This window comes from Robinsoniella sp. RHS (genome assembly GCF_001029355.1).
GTDB classification, from domain to species: Bacteria; Bacillota; Clostridia; order Lachnospirales; family Lachnospiraceae; genus Robinsoniella; species Robinsoniella peoriensis.
In genome coordinates this window covers 1-17,914 of the sequence record NZ_JNGB01000113.1, presented here as the reverse complement: position 1 = coordinate 17,914, position 17,914 = coordinate 1, and the positions used below count along the sequence as shown (strand labels likewise).

Sequence of the window (17,914 nt, the reverse complement as noted above, 5' to 3'; positions counted from 1 at the left end):
CAAAAACGATTATAATTTATGAAAGGAAGCGCCGCAGAGGGGACTGCGGCATGCATGGGTGGGGATATGGCGGAATTTGTTATTGAGATGAACCATATCACAAAGGAATTTGGCAGCTTCAAGGCCAATGACGATGTGACATTGCAGCTTAGAAAAGGTGAGATTCACGCACTGTTAGGAGAAAACGGGGCAGGAAAATCTACATTGATGAGTGTATTATTCGGACTTTACCAGCCGGAAAAAGGGCAGATCAAAATGAACGGAAAAGAGGTAAAGATCAATAATCCCAATGATGCAAATGCATTGGGGATCGGAATGGTACACCAGCATTTTAAGCTGGTACATAATTTTACGGTATTAGAAAGTATTATTCTGGGCAGGGAAACCTTGAAAAATGGATTTTTAAAAATGGACGATGCCAGGAAAAAGGTCATGGAATTAAGTGAACGCTATCACTTTAAAATCGATCCGGATGCGAAGATATCGGATATAACGGTTGGAATGCAGCAGAGGGTGGAGATCCTCAAAATGCTTTACTGTGACAATGAAGTTCTGATTTTTGATGAACCGACTGCAGTTCTGACGCCTCAGGAAATTGATGAGCTGATGAAAGTAATGAAACAGCTTGTAAAGGAAGGAAAATCCCTGATTTTTATTACCCATAAATTAAATGAGATAAAGGCAGTGGCCGATCGCTGCAGTGTACTGCGCAAAGGAAAATATATTGGAACCATCGATGTAAAGGAAACTTCAAAAGAAGAAATGTCTGAAATGATGGTAGGACGTAAAGTTAATTTAAATGTGGAGAAAAAGCAGCAGGATCCGGGGGATGCCGTACTTGAGGTTAAAAACCTTACCATTAAATCTGCAAATTCCCAGAAGGATATTATAAAGGATGTTTCCTTCCAGGTGCGAAAAGGGGAAATTGTCTGTATTGCAGGAATTGACGGTAACGGACAGTCAGAACTGGTTTATGGCATCACCGGATTAATGCCCCTGGATGAAGGATGTGTTTCCTTAAATGGCAGGGACATTACGAAAGAAAGTATCCGGAAAAAATGCCGGGACGGGATGGCTCATATTCCCGAGGACCGGCATAAACACGGTCTGGTGCTGGACTTTGATTTACAGGAAAATCTGGTGCTGCAGTCCTACTATACGCCCCGGTTTCAAAATCATGGATTCCTGAAATTCCAGGCAATCCGCGAATATGCAAAAAAGCTGATTACACAATTTGATATCCGGTGCGGGCAGGGGGAAGAGTCCGTAGTCCGGGGAATGTCAGGAGGAAACCAGCAGAAAGCAGTCATTGCCAGGGAATTGGACAGGGATCCGGATATTGTCGTAACGGTCCAGCCGGTCCGTGGTCTGGATGTAGGAGCCATTGAATATATACACAAACAGCTGGTAGCGCAGCGGGATAAGGGGAAGGCTGTTCTCCTGGTATCTCTGGAATTAGATGAAGTAATGCAGTTAAGTGACCGGATACTGGTAATGTACGAGGGGGAAATTGTTGCAGATGTTAAACCGGAAGAAGTCACTGTGCAGGAATTAGGCCTTTACATGGCAGGAACGAAAAGGAGCGCAGGTTATGAAAGAAAAGCTTAAAAATAAAAAAGAGCGGAAAGGGCTGCTTAATTTCTCGGCTTCCCTGATTGCAATTGTGGCTGGTCTGGCAGTAGGGCTTATTATTTTGCTGTTTAGCAATTCATCGGAGGCGCTGGAAGGCTTCTCTATGATCTTAAAGGGAGGATTTACCTCCGGTTCCTATGGGGTGGGACAGATGCTGTATATTGCAACACCTATTATTATGACCGGTTTGTCGGTTGGATTTGCATTTAAGACCGGTTTATTCAATATCGGAGCATCCGGACAATTTACCATGGGCGCTTTTGCAGCAGTTTATATTGGCGTGAAATGGACCTGGCTTCCGGCTGGAATACACTGGATTGTGGCAATTCTGGGAGCTGCACTGTTTGGTGCCTTATGGGGAATGATACCCGGACTTTTAAAAGCTTTCCGGAACGTGAATGAGGTCATCGCATCTATTATGACTAATTATATTGGAATGTATTTGGTAAACATGCTGGTAGCCGGTACGATTTATGACCAGATCAAAAACCAGTCACTTCCGGTTGCAGCGTCCGCAACCATACCAAAGGCGGGTCTGGACAGGCTGTTTCCGGAAGCAAATATGAATATCGGAATTTTGGTGGCAATTCTGCTTGTAATCGTCATTTACATACTAATTAATAAGACAACCTTTGGATACGAATTAAAAGCCTGCGGGTTAAGTCCACAGGCGAGTAAATATGCGGGAATTAATGAAAAAAGGAACATTGTCCTTTCTATGGCAATTGCAGGTGCCCTTGCAGGAATCGGCGGAGCACTGATGTATCTGGCTGATGTGGGTAAATGTATCCAGGTACTGGATGTGATTTCTCCGGAAGGGTTCAGCGGAATTTCCGTTGCACTGCTTGGAATTTCAAATCCTATCGGTATTCTTTTTGCGGGCTTATTTATCGGTCATATAACCGTAGGGGGAGACAATCTTCAGCTATTGAGCTTTGCACCGGAAGTAATTGATATTATTATATCTGTGATCATCTATTTTGGGGCGTTTGCATTACTGTTTAAAAATGTTATTATAAAATTCATAAGCAGAAGGAGAAGGGAGGCTGAAAAATCATGAATATTCTTTATTTCGTAGTTCAGCAGACCATGTTTTTTGCCATACCGCTTCTGGTGGTAGCTCTGGGCGCTATGTTTGCAGAGCGAAGCGGTGTCATTAATATCGCAATGGAAGGTATCATGGTTATGGGAGCCTTTGCCGGTATCCTGTTTATTAATACCTTTGAAAATACTCTGAGCGGACAGTCGTTCATGATTCTGGCTATCCTGGTTTCCGGCATTGCAGGCGGTGTATTTTCCCTGCTTCACGCATTTGCATCTGTGAATCTGAAAGCAGATCAGACTATAAGCGGTACCGCACTGAATCTTTTTGCACCGGCATTTGCAATTTTCGTAGCCAGAATGGTGCAGGGAAAGCAGCAGATTTCTTTTCTGGATACATTCCATATTAAAAAGATACCGCTCCTTGGCGATATTCCAGTACTTGGAGATATGTTTTTTAAACATACATATCTGACTACATTTTTGGGGATTATCATATTAATTGCAGCTGCGATTGTGATTAATAAAACGAAATTCGGGCTTCGGCTGCGTGCCTGCGGGGAAAATCCCCAGGCGGCAGATTCAGTTGGTATCAATGTATATAAGATCCGTTATGCAGGCGTAATCATTTCAGGTGTCCTTGGCGGAATCGGCGGACTGGCATTTGTAGTACCAACATCCACTAATTTCAGTGCAAGTGTGGCGGGATATGGTTTCCTGGCAATTGCAGTTCTGATCTTCGGGCAATGGAGAGTAGGGAGAATTTTCGGGGCGGCAGTATTTTTCGGAATCATGAAGACTCTTTCCAGTACCTATTCCGGAATACCGGTATTAAAGGATCTTCCGCTGCCGGATGGATTGTATAAAATGATACCTTATGTTGCAACGCTTGTGGTACTGGCATTCTTATCCAAGAATTCCCAGGCTCCAAAAGCAGAAGGGATACCATATGATAAGGGCAGCAGGTAAGGGCAGCAGGTAAAGGCAGCCTGGGATATCCTTTTTCTAAACACACTAAATAAATAATAAAAGACGCATAAAGCGTTAATGGAGGAAAATATGAGCGAATTAAATGTATTAAATTATGTAGACCACACCCAGTTAAAGGCATTTGCAGTCTGGGCAGATATTCAGAAATTATGTGAGGAGGCAATTGCATATCATACAGCATCCGTATGTATCCCGCCCTGCTATGTAAAAAGGGTAAAAGAAACATATGGTGATCAGATTAATATCTGTACGGTAATTGGTTTTCCGTTGGGATACAGTGTAACGGAGGCGAAAGCAGAAGAAATTCGACAGGCTAAGAAAGACGGTGCCAGTGAATTTGATATGGTAGTAAATATCAGTGATGTGAAAAATGGGGATTTTGATAAAGTTGAAAAAGAAATCGCAGCATTAAAAAAAGAAGCCGGAGATTTTATTTTAAAAGTTATTATTGAAACCTGTTATCTGGATGAGGCGGAAAAAACAGCTTTATGTAAAGCAGTTACAAATGCCAAAGCTGATTTTATCAAAACCAGTACCGGATTTGGCACAGCAGGTGCAAAACTTGAGGATATCCGCCTGTTTAAAAGGGAAATAGGCGAGGCGGTAAAAATAAAAGCAGCCGGAGGAGTCAGAAGCATAGAAGATATGGAAGCTTTTATCAAAGAAGGATGCAGCCGTATTGGAACCAGCTCCGCAGTTGAATTGTTAAAGGGCAGGTCAGCAAAAGAATATTAGGAGAACGGGATATGAAGAAAAAATGTATTGCATTTCTGATAGCGGCAGCCATGGTTTTTACTATGGCGGGCTGTCAGAAGGGTGGGGAAGAGGAATCATCGGAATCAAATAAAAAGTATGAAGTGGCATTGTCGATGGATGTGGGGTCCATAGATGACCGTTCCTTTAACCAGGGGTCCTGGGAGGGGGTTCAGGCCTATGCCAAAGAACATAATCTATCCAGCAAATACTATGAACCTACCGAAAAATCGGATGATGCTTATACCAAATCTTTGGAACTTGCAGTAAAAGGCGGAGCAAAAATTGTGGTATGCCCCGGTTATCTGTACGAGGTTCCTGTATACAACATGCAGAAAAAATATCCGGATGTAAAGTTTGTGATTCTGGATGGATCACCTCATGACGGCAACGGGAACAGTGAAATTCTGGATAATACCCATTCCATTTTTTATGCAGAAGAACAGGCGGGATTCCTGGCAGGTTATGCAGCAGTGATGGATGGGAACAGGAAGCTTGGGTTTATGGGTGGAATTGCAGTGCCGGCAGTTATCCGTTTTGGATATGGATTTATACAGGGAGCAGATTATGCCGGAAAGCAATTAGGGCTTTCGAAGGGGGATCTGGAGATGAAATATACATATGTAGGAAACTTCGATGCTACCCCTGATAATATGTCAAAAGCAGCGGCGTGGTATAACGAGGGAACAGATACTATATTTGCCTGCGGCGGAGGAGTAGGAAATTCCGTGATGAAGGCGGCAATGTTCGTAGATAAGACCGTAATAGGGGTTGACGTTGACCAGTCCGGTGAATCGGATACGGTTATTACTTCCGCAGTGAAGAATTTGCAGAAATCCGTATATGATGTCCTGGACAGCTTCTACAAAGGAAAGTTTGAAGGCGGCGTATCCGTTGTCCTCGGATCAGAATCGGGTAATGTATTGCTTCCTATGAAAACTTCAAAGTTTAAGACTTTTTCACAGGCGGACTATGATGAAATTTACAAAATGATCGTGGACGGAAAAATACAGATTTATAAAGATGATGTGGCACAGGATGCAAAAGGCATCCCGACTGAAATCGTGGTGACGGAATTAATTAAGTAAGTGTATAGAACGAATTGATATTTGGAAAGGAGGATTGCCATGCTGCGTCAAGATTCTATGGAACAATTGCTGTCTCTGATTGAAAGTCTGGGTAGGCAGGAGCGGGAATATCTGGAGGATTATCTGGCAGAGGCACCGCTCTGGCTGATGCAGTCATTCCAGATTCAGAGACTGCCCAGGGGAACCATCTTTATACGCGAGGAAGAAGAAGTCAATATGATTTACATTCTGGTAAAGGGAGTTGTCAGGGCAGTAGATCACAGAGTATTGGGAATTGCCTACGATTATATGCGGTTTGAACCGATTAAAGTCTTTGGAACCATGGAAATCCTCCTGGACAGAGAAATATATGAAACGACTCTCTCTACCGTTACGGACTGCACATTACTGGTGATTTCCAGGCACAAATTTGAAAAGTGGGTAAGAAGTGACCGGCATGTCCTGCTTATGGAAATAAAAAGTATGGGGAACTATTTATTGGAGCAGGCAAAAAAGGAACGCATTTTTTTGTTTTTGCAGGGTGCAGACCGGATGATTCTCCTGTTTATGCGGCTATACGAGCACAATCAGGAAAACGGAATCTGTGATCTTCGGATGACAAGGCAGGAATTATCGGAAAGTTCAGGTCTCTGTGTTAAGACGGTAAACCGGTCGGTGAAGGCAATGGAAGAGGACGGATATATCACAAAAAAGGGTTATACGCTTGAGATAAATAAGGAACAGTATCTAAAAATGAAGGAATTCATAGCAGACAAAGTAGCAAATTATGAAAAGAAGTAAAAATATTTATGGTTGAAAAGGAGATTATTATTATGAAATATGCAGAAGAAGGTTTACAATATCATATTGGTGTAAGAAGCGGGGATGTAGGTAAATATGTAATTCTACCGGGAGATCCAAAAAGGTGTGAAAAAATTGCAAAACATTTTGATGATGCTAAATTAGTTGCTGACAGCAGAGAGTTTGTGACTTATACAGGATATCTGGACGGCGTAAAAGTAAGTGTCACATCAACGGGAATTGGCGGGCCATCCGCTTCGATTGCAATGGAAGAACTGGTGAAGGCTGGCGCAGATACCTTTATTCGTGTGGGAACCTGCGGAGGAATGGACCTGGATGTACAAAGCGGTGATGTTGTTATTGCAACCGGGGCAATTCGGATGGAAGGTACCAGTAAGGAATATGCACCTATTGAATATCCGGCGGTAGCCAATATAGAAGTAGTAAATGCGTTAATCGATTCAGCAAAGGATTTAAATTTCCGCTATCATGCAGGTGTGGTAGAATGCAAGGATTCATTCTATGGACAGCATGAACCGGAGAAAATGCCGGTAAATTATGAACTTCAGAGTAAATGGAATGCCTGGCTGCGCCTGGGATGCAAAGCTTCTGAAATGGAATCGGCTGCACTGTTTATTGTGGGAAGTTATTTAAGAGTCCGAGTGGGATCTGTATTTCTGGTAGTGGCGAATCAGGAAAGAGAAAAGCAGGGGCTTAGCAATGAAGTTGTTCACGATACGGAAATAGCTATCACAAATGCTGTTCTGGCACTTCGGAAACTGATCAAAGAAGATGGAAACAGCAAAAAATCATGATAGTGTTGGAATTCATGTTGAGTTAAGGAACTTATGGAATTATGTGAGTAATTCATAGGGTAAAGGTCTGTATGGAATAATGATGTGAAGTATATGTGGAAATATCCCGGCGGATAGGGCTTCTTAATACAAAGAAGCTGCGCCGGGTTTTTTTGCCTGTCTTGAAAATTTAAAGATTTGCTTAATTTTGCATGAAATGCATAATAATTCGCACAATAATCTTGACACTATTTCTAAATGGGATTAAAATCTATTAAATATTTCTATTTTTTGGAAACGTAATTTGGAACAGCTGGTGTACCGCTGTTGAAAGGGGACTAATATGAGTCAGGTTCAAGGCATGTTAGAACGGCTGCCGGCAGAAATGTCAAGTGTATTTCTGGCGATTACGGTTATAATGGCATTGGTTAATTGTTTTTTCGGATATCGGCTGCTTAAATTCTGGGTATCTTTATTTGGATTTGTTACCGGAGCGGGAGCTGGATATTTTATTGCCGATTATTTTATTCATAATTCAATCATTACAGTCATTGCGGCAATCATATGTGGTGTTGTATTGATGGGACTGGCATTTAAGGTTTATCTTGCAGGGGTATTTATTCTTTGCGGAGCACTTGCCTATTTTGCCATAAATGAAATAATGTCACCGGATATCTGGTGGAAATTTGTGATCTGCATTGTCTTAGGTCTGTTAATCGGGCTTATTGCAGTTAAGTTTGTGAGACCGGCTGTTATTGTAAGTTCCGGAATCCATGGCGGAATATCTTCGGTTGGTGCTATTTTAACAGCAGCCGGTCTGAAGGACCACACTATGGCAGTTGTGGCAGGTCTGGTACTTGCATTGGCAGGAATTTTATTTCAGTTTGCCAATACCAGAAGGCTGGAGCGTCCTTAATCGGCAAAGCCCAATTCTTTTGTGTACAAAATCAAGAAAATTCCTTGCAACAACGGTTAACATATGGTATAGTATCTCCTGTCAAAGACAAATGTCCAATTAGGGCATACAATGACAACTCTGGAGAGTCTCAAAGAACGGGCGCCGAAGGTGTACAGTGGGTATAATATAATGACCCGCCTATCTCTCAGGCAAAAGGACAGGGCTATATCTGTATAAGTTCTACTCTTTAGGGGGCTGATTATTTTATCAGCTCTTTTTCTATTGCATTGAAACAGATAAAGGAGAGAAGAGAATTATGCTGAAACAAATGAACACGATATTAGGAAACATTGATGATTTCCTTTGGGGGATTCCCCTTATTGTACTTATCTTAGCTACGGGTATCTATTTGACGGTCCGCCTGAAAGGGCTGCAAATCACAAAACTTCCCAAAGCGCTTAAGTATATGTTTAAAAATGAAGAGGGCGGCCATGGGGAAGTGACCAGCTTTGCGGCTCTTTGTATGGCGCTTTCCGCAACCATTGGAACTGGTAATATAGTCGGGGTGGCTACTGCGATCGTAGCAGGCGGACCGGGTGCATTATTTTGGATGTGGGTTGCTGCATTATTTGGTATGGCAACAAAATATGCAGAGGGCGTATTGGCGATTAAATACCGGGTAATCAATGATGACGGGCATGTAATCGGAGGGCCTTTTTATTATATTCAAAATGGAATGGGAGTTAAATGGAAATGGCTTGCAAAATTATTTGCATTCTTCGGACTGGGTGTAGGACTTCTGGGAATTGGTACCTTTACCCAGGTGAATGGTATCTCCAATGCCGTTAATAATTTTTTTGATCCAGGCAATGCCTGGAGCGTATCTATTTTAGGAAGGGATTATTCCTGGACAGTGGTAATCGCAGGAATTATTTTGACGATTGCCGTTGGTATGGTAATCATTGGAGGGATCAAACGAATTTCCAGTGTATCCCAGATTGTTGTACCTTTTATGGCGGGGATATACATATTTGCCTGCCTGCTGCTTTTAGTGTTGAATTATAAGCATATCCCCAATGCATTTAAAGCAATTTTTGAGGGAGCATTTGGCCTTCGGGCAGCGGCAGGAGGAGCGCTGGGAAGCATAATGGTGGCAATGCAGAAGGGAATAGCGCGCGGAATTTTCTCAAATGAGGCAGGCCTTGGAAGTGCTCCCATTGCAGCAGCGGCAGCTCAGACAAATGAGCCGGTCCGCCAGGGATTAGTTTCTATGACAGGAACTTTTATTGATACAATTGTAATCTGTACGATGACGGGGCTTACTATCGTTATTACGGATACCTGGAATATCGGATTGGAAGGGGTTGCGGTGACCACAGCGGCATTTCAGCAGGGGCTTCCATTCAGTAATACGGTCAGTGCATTTATATTGATGGTATGCCTTGTATTTTTTGCATTCACCACAATATTGGGCTGGGATTATTATAGCGAACGGTGCCTGGAATATCTTTGCGGATATAATAAAAAGATATTAAATGGTTACCGGTGGCTGTATATCCTGGCAGTCTTTATCGGTCCGTTTATGACCGTATCTGCAGTTTGGATAATTGCGGATATTTTCAATGCATTAATGGCACTGCCCAACTTAATTGCAATATTGGTATTAAGCGGCGTTATCGTATCAGAAACGAAAAAATATTTTTCCAAAATCAAATAATCTGCAATAACATTTAAAAACATCACTTTCTGATAAAGTGATGTTTTTAAATATAAAATAAAATCACTTGAAATAAAATCTGAACAGTGATATAATACAAACATAAAATCTAAATATCCAATTCTAAGAAGACATTTCCGTCTTCAAAATCACAATGAAAAAATTAATAAAGGAAATGATTGTGTATGTAAGTATATCTTTTTATTCATTACGTCATAAGGGTTTCCGTTATGAAAGGGGGATCTATGGCGTGTTATAATTCATATGCGCATCAGTGGCACCCGGCATTTTTTGCATCATGGCAGATCGAATTCCAGGAAGAATCAGGTGAATTAACATTTAAAAATGAACATATGATAGGGACGAAACCGAAGCAGATCGATGTACTGGTAATAAAAAAATCTGTAAATAAAACCATAAAAAAGAATATTGGACGTATTTTCAGAATGCATAATATTATTGAGTACAAAAGTCCTGAGGACTATCTCAGTATAGATGATTTTTATAAATGTTATGGCTATGTATGTTTTTACAAGTCGGATGGGAATAAACAAAATGAGATCAATATTTCAGAAATTACATTAACACTGGTAAGCAGTGGTTTTCCAAGAAATTTAGTCAAACACCTGAAGCAGGTAAGGGGATGGAAGGTAGAGAAAATCGAGAGGGGGATATATTATGTCAGCGGCAATATATTTCCAATACAGATCATAAACACAAAAAAATTGTCAAAAGAAAAGAATTTATGGCTTAAAAGTTTAAACCTGCATTTAGAATCAAAGGATATGGTAAACAGCCTGATCCAAGAGTACGATGAACACAAGGATGAAAAGTTATATAATTCGGCGATGGATATCATAGTGAAAAACAATATCCGTATTTTTAAGGAGGTGAATGAAAATATGTTGTGTGCAGCATTAGAAGATCTTATTAAAGAACGTTTAGAGAGGGAAGTAAAGATAGCACTGGATGAAGCAGTAAGTAAAGCAGTAAATAAAGAAGTAAATATAGCAGTTGATAAAGCAGTAAGTCAGACCACCGATAACATTCTCAACGCTTTGGAGGAGATACATAATCAGATACCGATAAGTGAAATCAGAAAAAAATACCATCTGTCAGAAGCAGAGTGGATTCGCATGGAAAAACTCGCTTTATATTAAAACCTTTGTCAGTGCAGTAAATTTTTGCTGCACTGACAAAGGCTTGTGGTATTTATCATAAAAAGCAGGGAGGCACTAGAGCCTGTTTGAAAATTCATTCTCGTCATCTGCACGCCCCACTTTGTGGGAGATTTGCCCCGAATTCAGGTTACGTAGCCCGCTACGCGCCCTTCATCCGGGACAAATCTCCCACAAACTGTGACGCACAGCTGCCAGAAAGCAATTTTAAAACACGCTCTAGTCATTCTCATAGGTCTTTAAGATACGCTCAGCAATAATTCTTCTGGTCACCCGGGTGTCCATTGCCTGCTTTTCAATGTATTTATGCGCTTCTGCTTCCGACATATTCAGATATTCAATGAGTATACACTTTGCCCGGTCCACTATGCGGATATCTTCGATTTTCTGCAGCAGCTGTTTATTTTCATTGCGCATCATAGACATGCGGTTATGGGATGCCTGGCATAACTTTAATGCGCTCCAGAAAAGTACTTTGCTGATTGGTTTGGCAATTGTGAATACTCCGTATTCTTCCACTTTCATAGAAATATCGTCGTAAAGCTCATTTTTCACGATCAGAATTACCTGGGTAGATCCGTCTGTGGCGATATTCCTTGCCATACTGACACCTGTCTCATCCCGCAGAGGAGAATTTATAATACACAGATCAAAACTGCGCTCGATCAATAAGCGTCTGGCTTCTCCGCAATTCGATACTGTGACCAGCTCACGGTAGGAACTTTGTGAAAGCATATCCCGGAAAACTGCAATACTTTTTTCTGTGGGGGATATAATTAGAACGCTGTTCATATCATCGCCGCCTTTCTTATTTTGATACAATCTAAGGACTGCTTTTCTCGTTGCTTATATGAGCTTAAAGTAGATCTGTTTGTAGAAGTCCTCTTTGTTCGCGGTTTTATCAAAAGCAAGCACCTCTTCTTTTTTGATAAGAAAATATTTTTCTAATAGTGCAGGATTTAAGGTTTTCCGAATAAAGCTGCTACTAGAAGCTATGCGGATTGCTTCCTCCAGAGAACCGGGGAGGGCGGTAAGTTTGTTTATGATTGTTTTATCAGCCGTAAAAAGGTTTACATCTACAGCCTCTGTCAGAGCGGCACTTTGTTCAATTCCATCAAGACCTGCATGAAGTAAAATGGCAAATGCTAAGTATGGATTCAGGGAAGGATCCGGTGAGCGCAGTTCCATTCTTGCTTTTTCTCCTGCCTGTGCGGGAATACGTACAAGCTGAGAACGGTTTTGATGAGACCAGGAAACGTATTTGGGGGCTTCAAAGGATCCAAAGCGTTCATAGGAATTCTGAATCGGATTTAGAAAAGCAGTCATTTCCGCCGCATGTTCCATAATGCCTGCCATAAAGCTTTCCGCTACAGGATTATGTTGTTCACCACTGAGAAAAATATTCTTACCATTTTGTGAGAGCGATAAATTAATATGAAGTCCGCTTCCACTTTCAAAAGAAATGGGTTTAGGCATAAAAGATGCGTAGAGGCCATTTCTTGCGGCAATGGCTTTTACGACAGATTTAAAGGTCAGCAAGTTATCAGCGGTGCCCAGGAGATCGCAGTATTTAAAATCAATCTCATTTTGACCGGGTCCGCTTTCGTGATGGGAAGACTCCGGAGTGATTCCCATTTCTTCCAGACACAGGCAGATCTCACGACGGACATTTTCCCCTTTATCAAGAGGCGCAATATCAAAATAACCGGCTTCGTCATGGGTTTGAAAAACAGGATTACCATCTTCATCGGTTTTAAATAAATAAAATTCGCATTCTGTTCCGGCTTTTGGCAGATAGCCCATGGTTTCACATCGTTTAATGGCAGATTTCAGAATATGACGGGTATCGCATACGTAGGGAGTTCCATCCGGGTTTTTAATGCTGCAATAGAAACGGACTACGCGGCCCTGCTGGGGACGCCACGGGAGTACGCTTAAAGTAGCGGCATCCGGGATCAGGAACAAGTCTGATTTTTCAACACCGCAGAATCCACGTATATTTGAGCCGTCAAAGGAGATTCCCTCACGGAAAGCCCGCTCCAGCTGGTCAGGCATAATAGATATATTTTTTTGCGTACCGAATAAATCACAGAAAGCAAGTCTGATAAATTTTACGTCATTGTCCCGGACAAACTCCAAAACTTCTTGTATTGTATGATCCATAATTAATTCCTCCTGATTTTTTGGTTAGAGTATATTGAAAAATCAATGCATTTATCTGAAGATTCTGACACAGGCATTTTTCGAATACGTTCTAAAAAGGATTATTAAAAAACAGCGTTCATCGTACAAGGTTCGAATTGAAATTCAAGCCCTGTACGATGAACGCCTTTGTTCAATAAGAAGAATACACTAATTTTTTTTCCTTGTCAATGGTCTCAAACAGAAAATATTTTCATCTAACCGGGTGGTTCTTTATTATTTTTTAATAAGTAAAACAGTGTTTTTTCAAACCTGATGTGATAAAATAAAAAGAAACATGCAAAATGCAATGCATAAGAAGAATAATAATGAAGAGGGATTCAGATGTCAGAAAGAAATCATGAGAATTTCGTTGAACTGTCCGGTGTAACCAAAACATACCATATGGGTGAGGTAGACATTCATGCAGTGGACGGCATAGATTTTCAAATTACAAAAGGTGAATTTGTAGTAGTGGTAGGTCCAAGTGGAGCCGGGAAAACGACGGTATTAAATATTTTAGGAGGGATGGATACTGCCACAAAGGGGAAAGTATGGGTTGATGGTGAGAATATTGCGGAGTATAATCCAAGAAAATTAACCGGATACCGCAGAGATGATATAGGTTTTGTATTTCAGTTTTATAATCTTGTTCCAAACCTGACAGCCCTGGAAAATGTTGAACTGGCGCTTCAGATATGTAAAAATCCGCTGAAAGCAAAAGATGTATTGGATGAAGTAGGACTTGGTGAAAGACTGAATAACTTTCCGGCCCAGTTATCCGGCGGGGAACAGCAGAGAGTGTCTATAGCCAGAGCTTTAGCTAAGAATCCTAAGTTATTGTTATGCGATGAGCCCACCGGTGCACTTGATTATCAGACGGGAAAGGCAATACTAAAATTGCTCCAGGATATGTGCAGGGAAAAAGGGATGACCGTAATTGTTATCACTCATAATTCAGCATTGGCACCGATGGCTGACAGGGTGATCAAAATTAAAAATGGAAAAGTTTCCAGTATGAGAATGAATAATGAACCGATATCGGTAGAATTAATTGAATGGTAGTGGGCATATGAAGAAAAAAGCTTTACATAAAGATTTTTTTATGGAGATAAAAAAGAGTTTTAATCGATTTATATCGATCTTTTTTATTGTAGCCATGGGAGTGGCATTTTATTCTGGGATTCAATCGGCAGCACCCGATATGCGTCTATCCGGTGATGCTTATTTTGATGAGAATAATCTGATGGATCTGAAAATAATTGGTACGTTGGGATTGACCGATAAGGATATACAGGCTATTTTAGCGGTAGATGGAGTCAGCAAAGCAGAATCAGGATATATGACGGATGTATTGTGCGGCAGCGGAAAAGATGAGAAAGTACTTCATATGGAATCGATGCTGCCTACTTTGAATAAATTGTCTGTATCAGAGGGCAGGCTGCCGGAAACTACCGGTGAATGTATTGTAGACGAAGAATTTTTATCTGCAAACGGATATAAGGTGGGGGATACCATACAGCTTGAAGAAAATAAGGACAGTGACAAAGTATTAAAGAACAAAGAGTTCAAAATTGTTGGAACCGGTAATAGTCCTGCCTATATTTCTTTTAGTAAGGGGAATACCACCCTGGGCACCGGAGAGGTATCCGGATATGGATATGTAATGCCGGAAGAGTTTGATCAGGCGGCATATACATTTGCATATGTGGAAGCAGAAGGCTCCAGGGATCTGACGTCTTATACGGAAGAATACGACAGGCTGGTTGATAATGTAACAAAAAATGTGGAAGGGATAGAATCTGTTCAATGCACCAGACGCTTTGCTGAAGTAAAGGATGAAGCGGATATTAAGCTCGCCGATGCCAGAAAAGAGCTTGAGGATGGGAAACAGGAAGCGGACGAAAAGCTTGCCGATGCCAAAAAGGAACTTAAGGACGGCGAAAAGGAACTGGAGGATGGTAAGCAAAAGCTTGCTGATGCCAAAAAAGAAGTTCAGGATAATAAAGCAACCCTTACTGATAAGCAAAAAGAGCTGGATTCCGCTAAAAAACAACTGGATTCGGCTAAGACACAGTTAAAAGACGGAAAAGATACCCTTGCTTCAAAAGAATCAGAGTTTCAGGCAAAATATCCGGAAGCATCTAAGCAGATAAAGGATGGGGAAGCAGCAATTGCAGCAGGTAAAACCCAGATCAGTAAGGCTCAGAGCGACTATGAAACCGGTAAGAAGAAGCTGGAAGCAGCTAGTAAGCAGTACGAAGCCGGTAAGAAGCAGCTGGATCAGGGCAAAAAGCAGTATGAATCGGGTAAAGCCCGGCTGGATCAGGCAAACAAGCAATATAAAGACGGAGTTTCCCAGCTTGACGCCGCGAAAAAGCAGTATGAAACCGGAACAGGTCAACTTGCAGCCGCGAAAACAGAATATGAAAAAAATGCAGCAGTTCTACAGCAGGCAAAGGTGAACTTCCAGGCAGAAAAAGAAAAGTTTGACATTAGCAAAGCAGAATATGATAAAAATGCAGCAGCGCTGGATGCCGCTAAAAGCCAGATTGCCGGGAAGCAGGCGGAGCTGGCATCAGCAGCAGCTGAATATGAAGCTAAGATGGCAGAACTCAATCAGGCTAAAAATGCACTGGCACAGCTCCAGGCGGCTATCGATGCCGGAACTGCAACAGCGGAGCAAATCGCCATGGCAGGGCAGCTGAAGGAGCAGATTGCCCAGAGCGAGCCGGTTCTTGCCCAGAAAAAGGCGGAACTGGATAAAGGAAATGAACAACTGAGGATAGAACAGCAGAAAGCAGCAGCGATGGAAGCAGCGCTGGCGCCGGCGAAGCAGCAAATAGAGGCAGGACAGCAGAAAATCAATGCTGCCCAGGCGGAACTGACAAAAAGCGAGGCGGGGTTACAGGCTGGCAAAGCAGAAATTGATAAGAACGAAGCAGCCCTTAAAGCAGCAAGTGTACAGATTAATGAAAATGAGAAAAAGCTTGCAGCAGCAAAAAAGGAAATAGATTCCAACCAAAAAAAGCTGGCATCAGCGAAAAAAGAAATTGATGAAAAGGAACCTCTGCTGGTTAGTGCCAAGACAGAGTTAGATAAGCAGACGAAAGTATTAAATGATGGAAAGAAGACACTGGACAGCCAGAGTGCACTGCTGATTCAAAAAGAAAAGGAACTGCAGGAAGGTAAAAATCAACTTTCCCAGGGAGAAGCCCAGCTGGCAGCGGCAAAAAAAGAGCTGGCATCAAAGGAATCTGAGCTGAACAGCGCAGTACAAAAGACTGCGGATGGTCAAAAGCAGATAGAAGACGGACTTCTTAAATTATCAGATGCTGAGAAGGAAATAACGGATGGCGAAAAAGAAATAACAGAGAATGAGCAGAAATTAAAAGATGGTAAAAAAGAATATAAAAAGGCAAAGAAGGATGCCAAAACAGAAATTTCTGACGGAGAGACGAAGATTGCAGATGCGGAGAAAGAGATCGATGATCTGAAAGAACCGGAATGGCATGTCAATGACCGAAGCTCACTTCCTGAGAACACAGGTTACGGTGAGAATGCCGACCGGATTAAAAATATCGGGGAAGTATTCCCGGTATTGTTTTTCCTGGTAGCAGCGCTGATCAGTCTCACAACGATGACAAGAATGGTAGAAGAGGAACGAACCCAGATCGGTACCTTAAAAGCGCTGGGGTACGGCAAGTTTTCCATAGCATCCAAATATCTGAACTATGCGCTGTTTGCTACTATTGGAGGAAGTATTCTGGGTGTTCTGGTAGGTGAGAAAATCCTGCCGTATATTATCATTACAGCCTACGGGATTATGTATCATCATATGCCTAATGTAGAACTTCCGTATAATCTGAAGTTTGCTGGAATTGCTACTTTTGCAGCGGTGTGCTGTACGATGATTGCTACATTTGCGGCATGCTACAAAGAGCTTGCAGAGACGCCGGCAAAGTTAATGAGGCCCCCTGCACCGAAAGAGGGAAAGCGTGTCTTGCTGGAGCGGGTAACATTTATCTGGAAGCATCTGAGTTTTACCTGGAAGTCCACAATCCGCAACCTTTTTCGATATAAGAAACGGTTTTTTATGACTATATTCGGGATTGGAGGATGTATGGCATTGCTTCTGGTTGGATACGGTATCAGAGATTCTGTCCGGAATATCGCAGTTTTACAGTATCAGGAGATACAGCTGTATGATGGAACCGTATTAGTCGATGAAGATGCATCCGATGAGAAGAGGGCAGATCTTGAGAGCTATATGAAAACGGACAGCCAGATTGATGCATCTGTAGATTCCATGATGCAGAAAATGTCGGTAAAAGTAGGGAAAAAAGACCTGAGTGTTTATATCATCGTACCAAAAGAGATGCATGGTTTTGATACCTTTGTGAATTTTAGAGACCGGAAGACAAAACGGCAAGTCAGCTTTGGAGACGATGGGGTGATTGTAACAGAGAAAACGGCTAATATGATGGGACTGTCAAAAGGCGATATCATAGAACTTCATAATGAGGACGGAACCACTATAAAAGCACCAATTGCAGATATATGTGAAAATTATCTGGCACATTATGTGTATATGTCACCGTCACTATATGAAAAAGTCACGGGAAAAAATCCGGATTATAACAGCATTTTATTTAAGGCGGTACCGGATGCCAAAGATCACGTGGAAGATGTTGGGCAGAATATTCTGGGGAATAAGGCGGCTCTTAGCGTCAGCTATACCTCCAGTGTAATGAAGCAGCTGGATGATATGCTGAGTTCGCTGGATGTGGTAATTGTAGTATTAATTGTTTCAGCAGGTATGCTGGCATTTGTGGTACTTTATAATCTTAACAATATTAATA

General features: G+C 41.8%; 14 protein-coding genes, 2 pseudogenes and 1 riboswitch. Of the genes and pseudogenes, 13 read left to right on the top strand and 3 right to left on the bottom strand.

The window, feature by feature from the left end; translation table 11 throughout:
• The first annotated feature begins 66 nt into the window (after positions 1–66).
• The 10 genes from RHS_RS24330 (at position 67) to RHS_RS24285 (ending at position 10,853) form a co-directional block, all read left to right on the top strand.
• Positions 67–1,608, top strand: coding sequence for an ABC transporter ATP-binding protein (locus RHS_RS24330; protein ID WP_044297805.1), 1,542 nt, complete (start codon positions 67–69; stop codon positions 1,606–1,608).
• On the top strand, positions 1,592–2,692 hold the full coding sequence (locus RHS_RS24325) for an ABC transporter permease (RefSeq protein ID WP_027295703.1): 1,101 nt from the start codon (positions 1,592–1,594) through the stop codon (positions 2,690–2,692). The genes RHS_RS24330 and RHS_RS24325 overlap by 17 nt, the downstream gene beginning before the upstream one ends.
• Positions 2,689–3,642 carry an ABC transporter permease gene (locus tag RHS_RS24320; RefSeq protein WP_027295704.1) on the top strand — a complete coding sequence of 318 codons (954 nt, stop codon included), beginning with the start codon at positions 2,689–2,691 and terminating at the stop codon, positions 3,640–3,642. The genes RHS_RS24325 and RHS_RS24320 overlap by 4 nt, the downstream gene beginning before the upstream one ends.
• A gap of 90 nt (positions 3,643–3,732) precedes the next feature.
• Entirely contained in the window at positions 3,733–4,398 is a 666-nt protein-coding gene (gene deoC / locus RHS_RS24315) for a deoxyribose-phosphate aldolase (RefSeq protein ID WP_027295705.1), read from the top strand.
• Positions 4,399–4,409: 11 nt separating this feature from the next.
• Entirely contained in the window at positions 4,410–5,504 is a 1,095-nt protein-coding gene (locus RHS_RS24310; RefSeq protein WP_027295706.1) for a BMP family protein, read from the top strand.
• A 39-nt stretch (positions 5,505–5,543) separates the two neighbouring features.
• A complete protein-coding gene (locus tag RHS_RS24305) occupies positions 5,544–6,284 on the top strand; it encodes a Crp/Fnr family transcriptional regulator (RefSeq protein WP_242849142.1) in 741 nt (246 codons plus the stop codon).
• Positions 6,285–6,316: 32 nt separating this feature from the next.
• Positions 6,317–7,099, top strand: a complete 783-nt coding sequence (udp, locus tag RHS_RS24300; protein WP_027295708.1) for a uridine phosphorylase — start codon at positions 6,317–6,319, stop codon at positions 7,097–7,099.
• 322 nt (positions 7,100–7,421) lie between these two features.
• The gene (locus tag RHS_RS24295; RefSeq protein ID WP_047834620.1) at positions 7,422–7,994 is read left to right on the top strand and encodes a hypothetical protein; all 573 of its coding nucleotides are present in this window, start codon (positions 7,422–7,424) and stop codon (positions 7,992–7,994) included.
• Positions 7,995–8,104: 110 nt separating this feature from the next.
• A riboswitch (glycine riboswitch) is annotated at positions 8,105–8,207 on the top strand.
• 85 nt (positions 8,208–8,292) lie between these two features.
• Positions 8,293–9,693, top strand: coding sequence for a sodium:alanine symporter family protein (locus RHS_RS24290; RefSeq protein WP_047834619.1), 1,401 nt, complete (start codon positions 8,293–8,295; stop codon positions 9,691–9,693).
• A gap of 245 nt (positions 9,694–9,938) precedes the next feature.
• Positions 9,939–10,853: a hypothetical protein gene (locus RHS_RS24285; protein ID WP_047834618.1), complete on the top strand. Its 915-nt coding sequence runs from the start codon at positions 9,939–9,941 to the stop codon at positions 10,851–10,853.
• A gap of 8 nt (positions 10,854–10,861) precedes the next feature.
• Here RHS_RS24285 and RHS_RS31880 read toward each other — a convergent pair.
• A pseudogene (locus tag RHS_RS31880) lies at positions 10,862–11,062 on the bottom strand (DUF6783 domain-containing protein).
• On the opposite strand from RHS_RS31880, the pseudogene RHS_RS31875 reads away from it, so the two are divergent.
• Positions 11,000–11,131 (top strand): annotated as a pseudogene (locus tag RHS_RS31875) (DUF6783 domain-containing protein); the annotation flags it as partial. The pseudogenes RHS_RS31880 and RHS_RS31875 overlap by 63 nt on opposite strands.
• Here RHS_RS31875 and RHS_RS24280 read toward each other — a convergent pair.
• On the bottom strand, positions 11,091–11,693 hold the full coding sequence (locus RHS_RS24280; protein ID WP_377143745.1) for an ANTAR domain-containing response regulator: 603 nt from the start codon (positions 11,691–11,693) through the stop codon (positions 11,091–11,093). The pseudogene RHS_RS31875 and the gene RHS_RS24280 sit on opposite strands and share 41 nt — an antisense overlap.
• Positions 11,694–11,717: 24 nt before the next feature.
• The gene (locus RHS_RS24275) at positions 11,718–13,034 is read right to left on the bottom strand and encodes a glutamine synthetase family protein (protein ID WP_027295712.1); all 1,317 of its coding nucleotides are present in this window, start codon (positions 13,032–13,034) and stop codon (positions 11,718–11,720) included.
• Between the two features lie 363 nt (positions 13,035–13,397).
• Between RHS_RS24275 and RHS_RS24270 the strand changes: the two genes are divergently transcribed.
• Complete coding sequence (locus RHS_RS24270; RefSeq protein WP_044289618.1) at positions 13,398–14,117, top strand: ABC transporter ATP-binding protein; 720 nt, start codon at positions 13,398–13,400, stop codon at positions 14,115–14,117.
• Positions 14,118–14,124: 7 nt separating this feature from the next.
• On the top strand, positions 14,125–17,914 hold a 3,790-nt coding region (locus RHS_RS24265), incomplete at its 3' end, for an FtsX-like permease family protein (protein ID WP_047834617.1).

What these genes read in the sequence shown, in the direction of transcription:
- RHS_RS24330 (WP_044297805.1), top strand. Translation starts at nt 67, where the DNA reads ATGGCGGAATTTGTTATTGAGATGAACCATATCACAAAGGAATTTGGC.
- RHS_RS24325 (WP_027295703.1), top strand. Translation starts at nt 1,592, where the DNA reads ATGAAAGAAAAGCTTAAAAATAAAAAAGAGCGGAAAGGGCTGCTTAAT.
- RHS_RS24320 (WP_027295704.1), top strand. Translation starts at nt 2,689, where the DNA reads ATGAATATTCTTTATTTCGTAGTTCAGCAGACCATGTTTTTTGCCATA.
- deoC (WP_027295705.1), top strand. Translation starts at nt 3,733, where the DNA reads ATGAGCGAATTAAATGTATTAAATTATGTAGACCACACCCAGTTAAAG.
- RHS_RS24310 (WP_027295706.1), top strand. Translation starts at nt 4,410, where the DNA reads ATGAAGAAAAAATGTATTGCATTTCTGATAGCGGCAGCCATGGTTTTT.
- RHS_RS24305 (WP_242849142.1), top strand. Translation starts at nt 5,544, where the DNA reads ATGCTGCGTCAAGATTCTATGGAACAATTGCTGTCTCTGATTGAAAGT.
- udp (WP_027295708.1), top strand. Translation starts at nt 6,317, where the DNA reads ATGAAATATGCAGAAGAAGGTTTACAATATCATATTGGTGTAAGAAGC.
- RHS_RS24295 (WP_047834620.1), top strand. Translation starts at nt 7,422, where the DNA reads ATGAGTCAGGTTCAAGGCATGTTAGAACGGCTGCCGGCAGAAATGTCA.
- RHS_RS24290 (WP_047834619.1), top strand. Translation starts at nt 8,293, where the DNA reads ATGCTGAAACAAATGAACACGATATTAGGAAACATTGATGATTTCCTT.
- RHS_RS24285 (WP_047834618.1), top strand. Translation starts at nt 9,939, where the DNA reads ATGGCGTGTTATAATTCATATGCGCATCAGTGGCACCCGGCATTTTTT.
- RHS_RS24275 (WP_027295712.1), bottom strand. Translation starts at nt 13,034, where the DNA reads ATGGATCATACAATACAAGAAGTTTTGGAGTTTGTCCGGGACAATGAC.
- RHS_RS24270 (WP_044289618.1), top strand. Translation starts at nt 13,398, where the DNA reads ATGTCAGAAAGAAATCATGAGAATTTCGTTGAACTGTCCGGTGTAACC.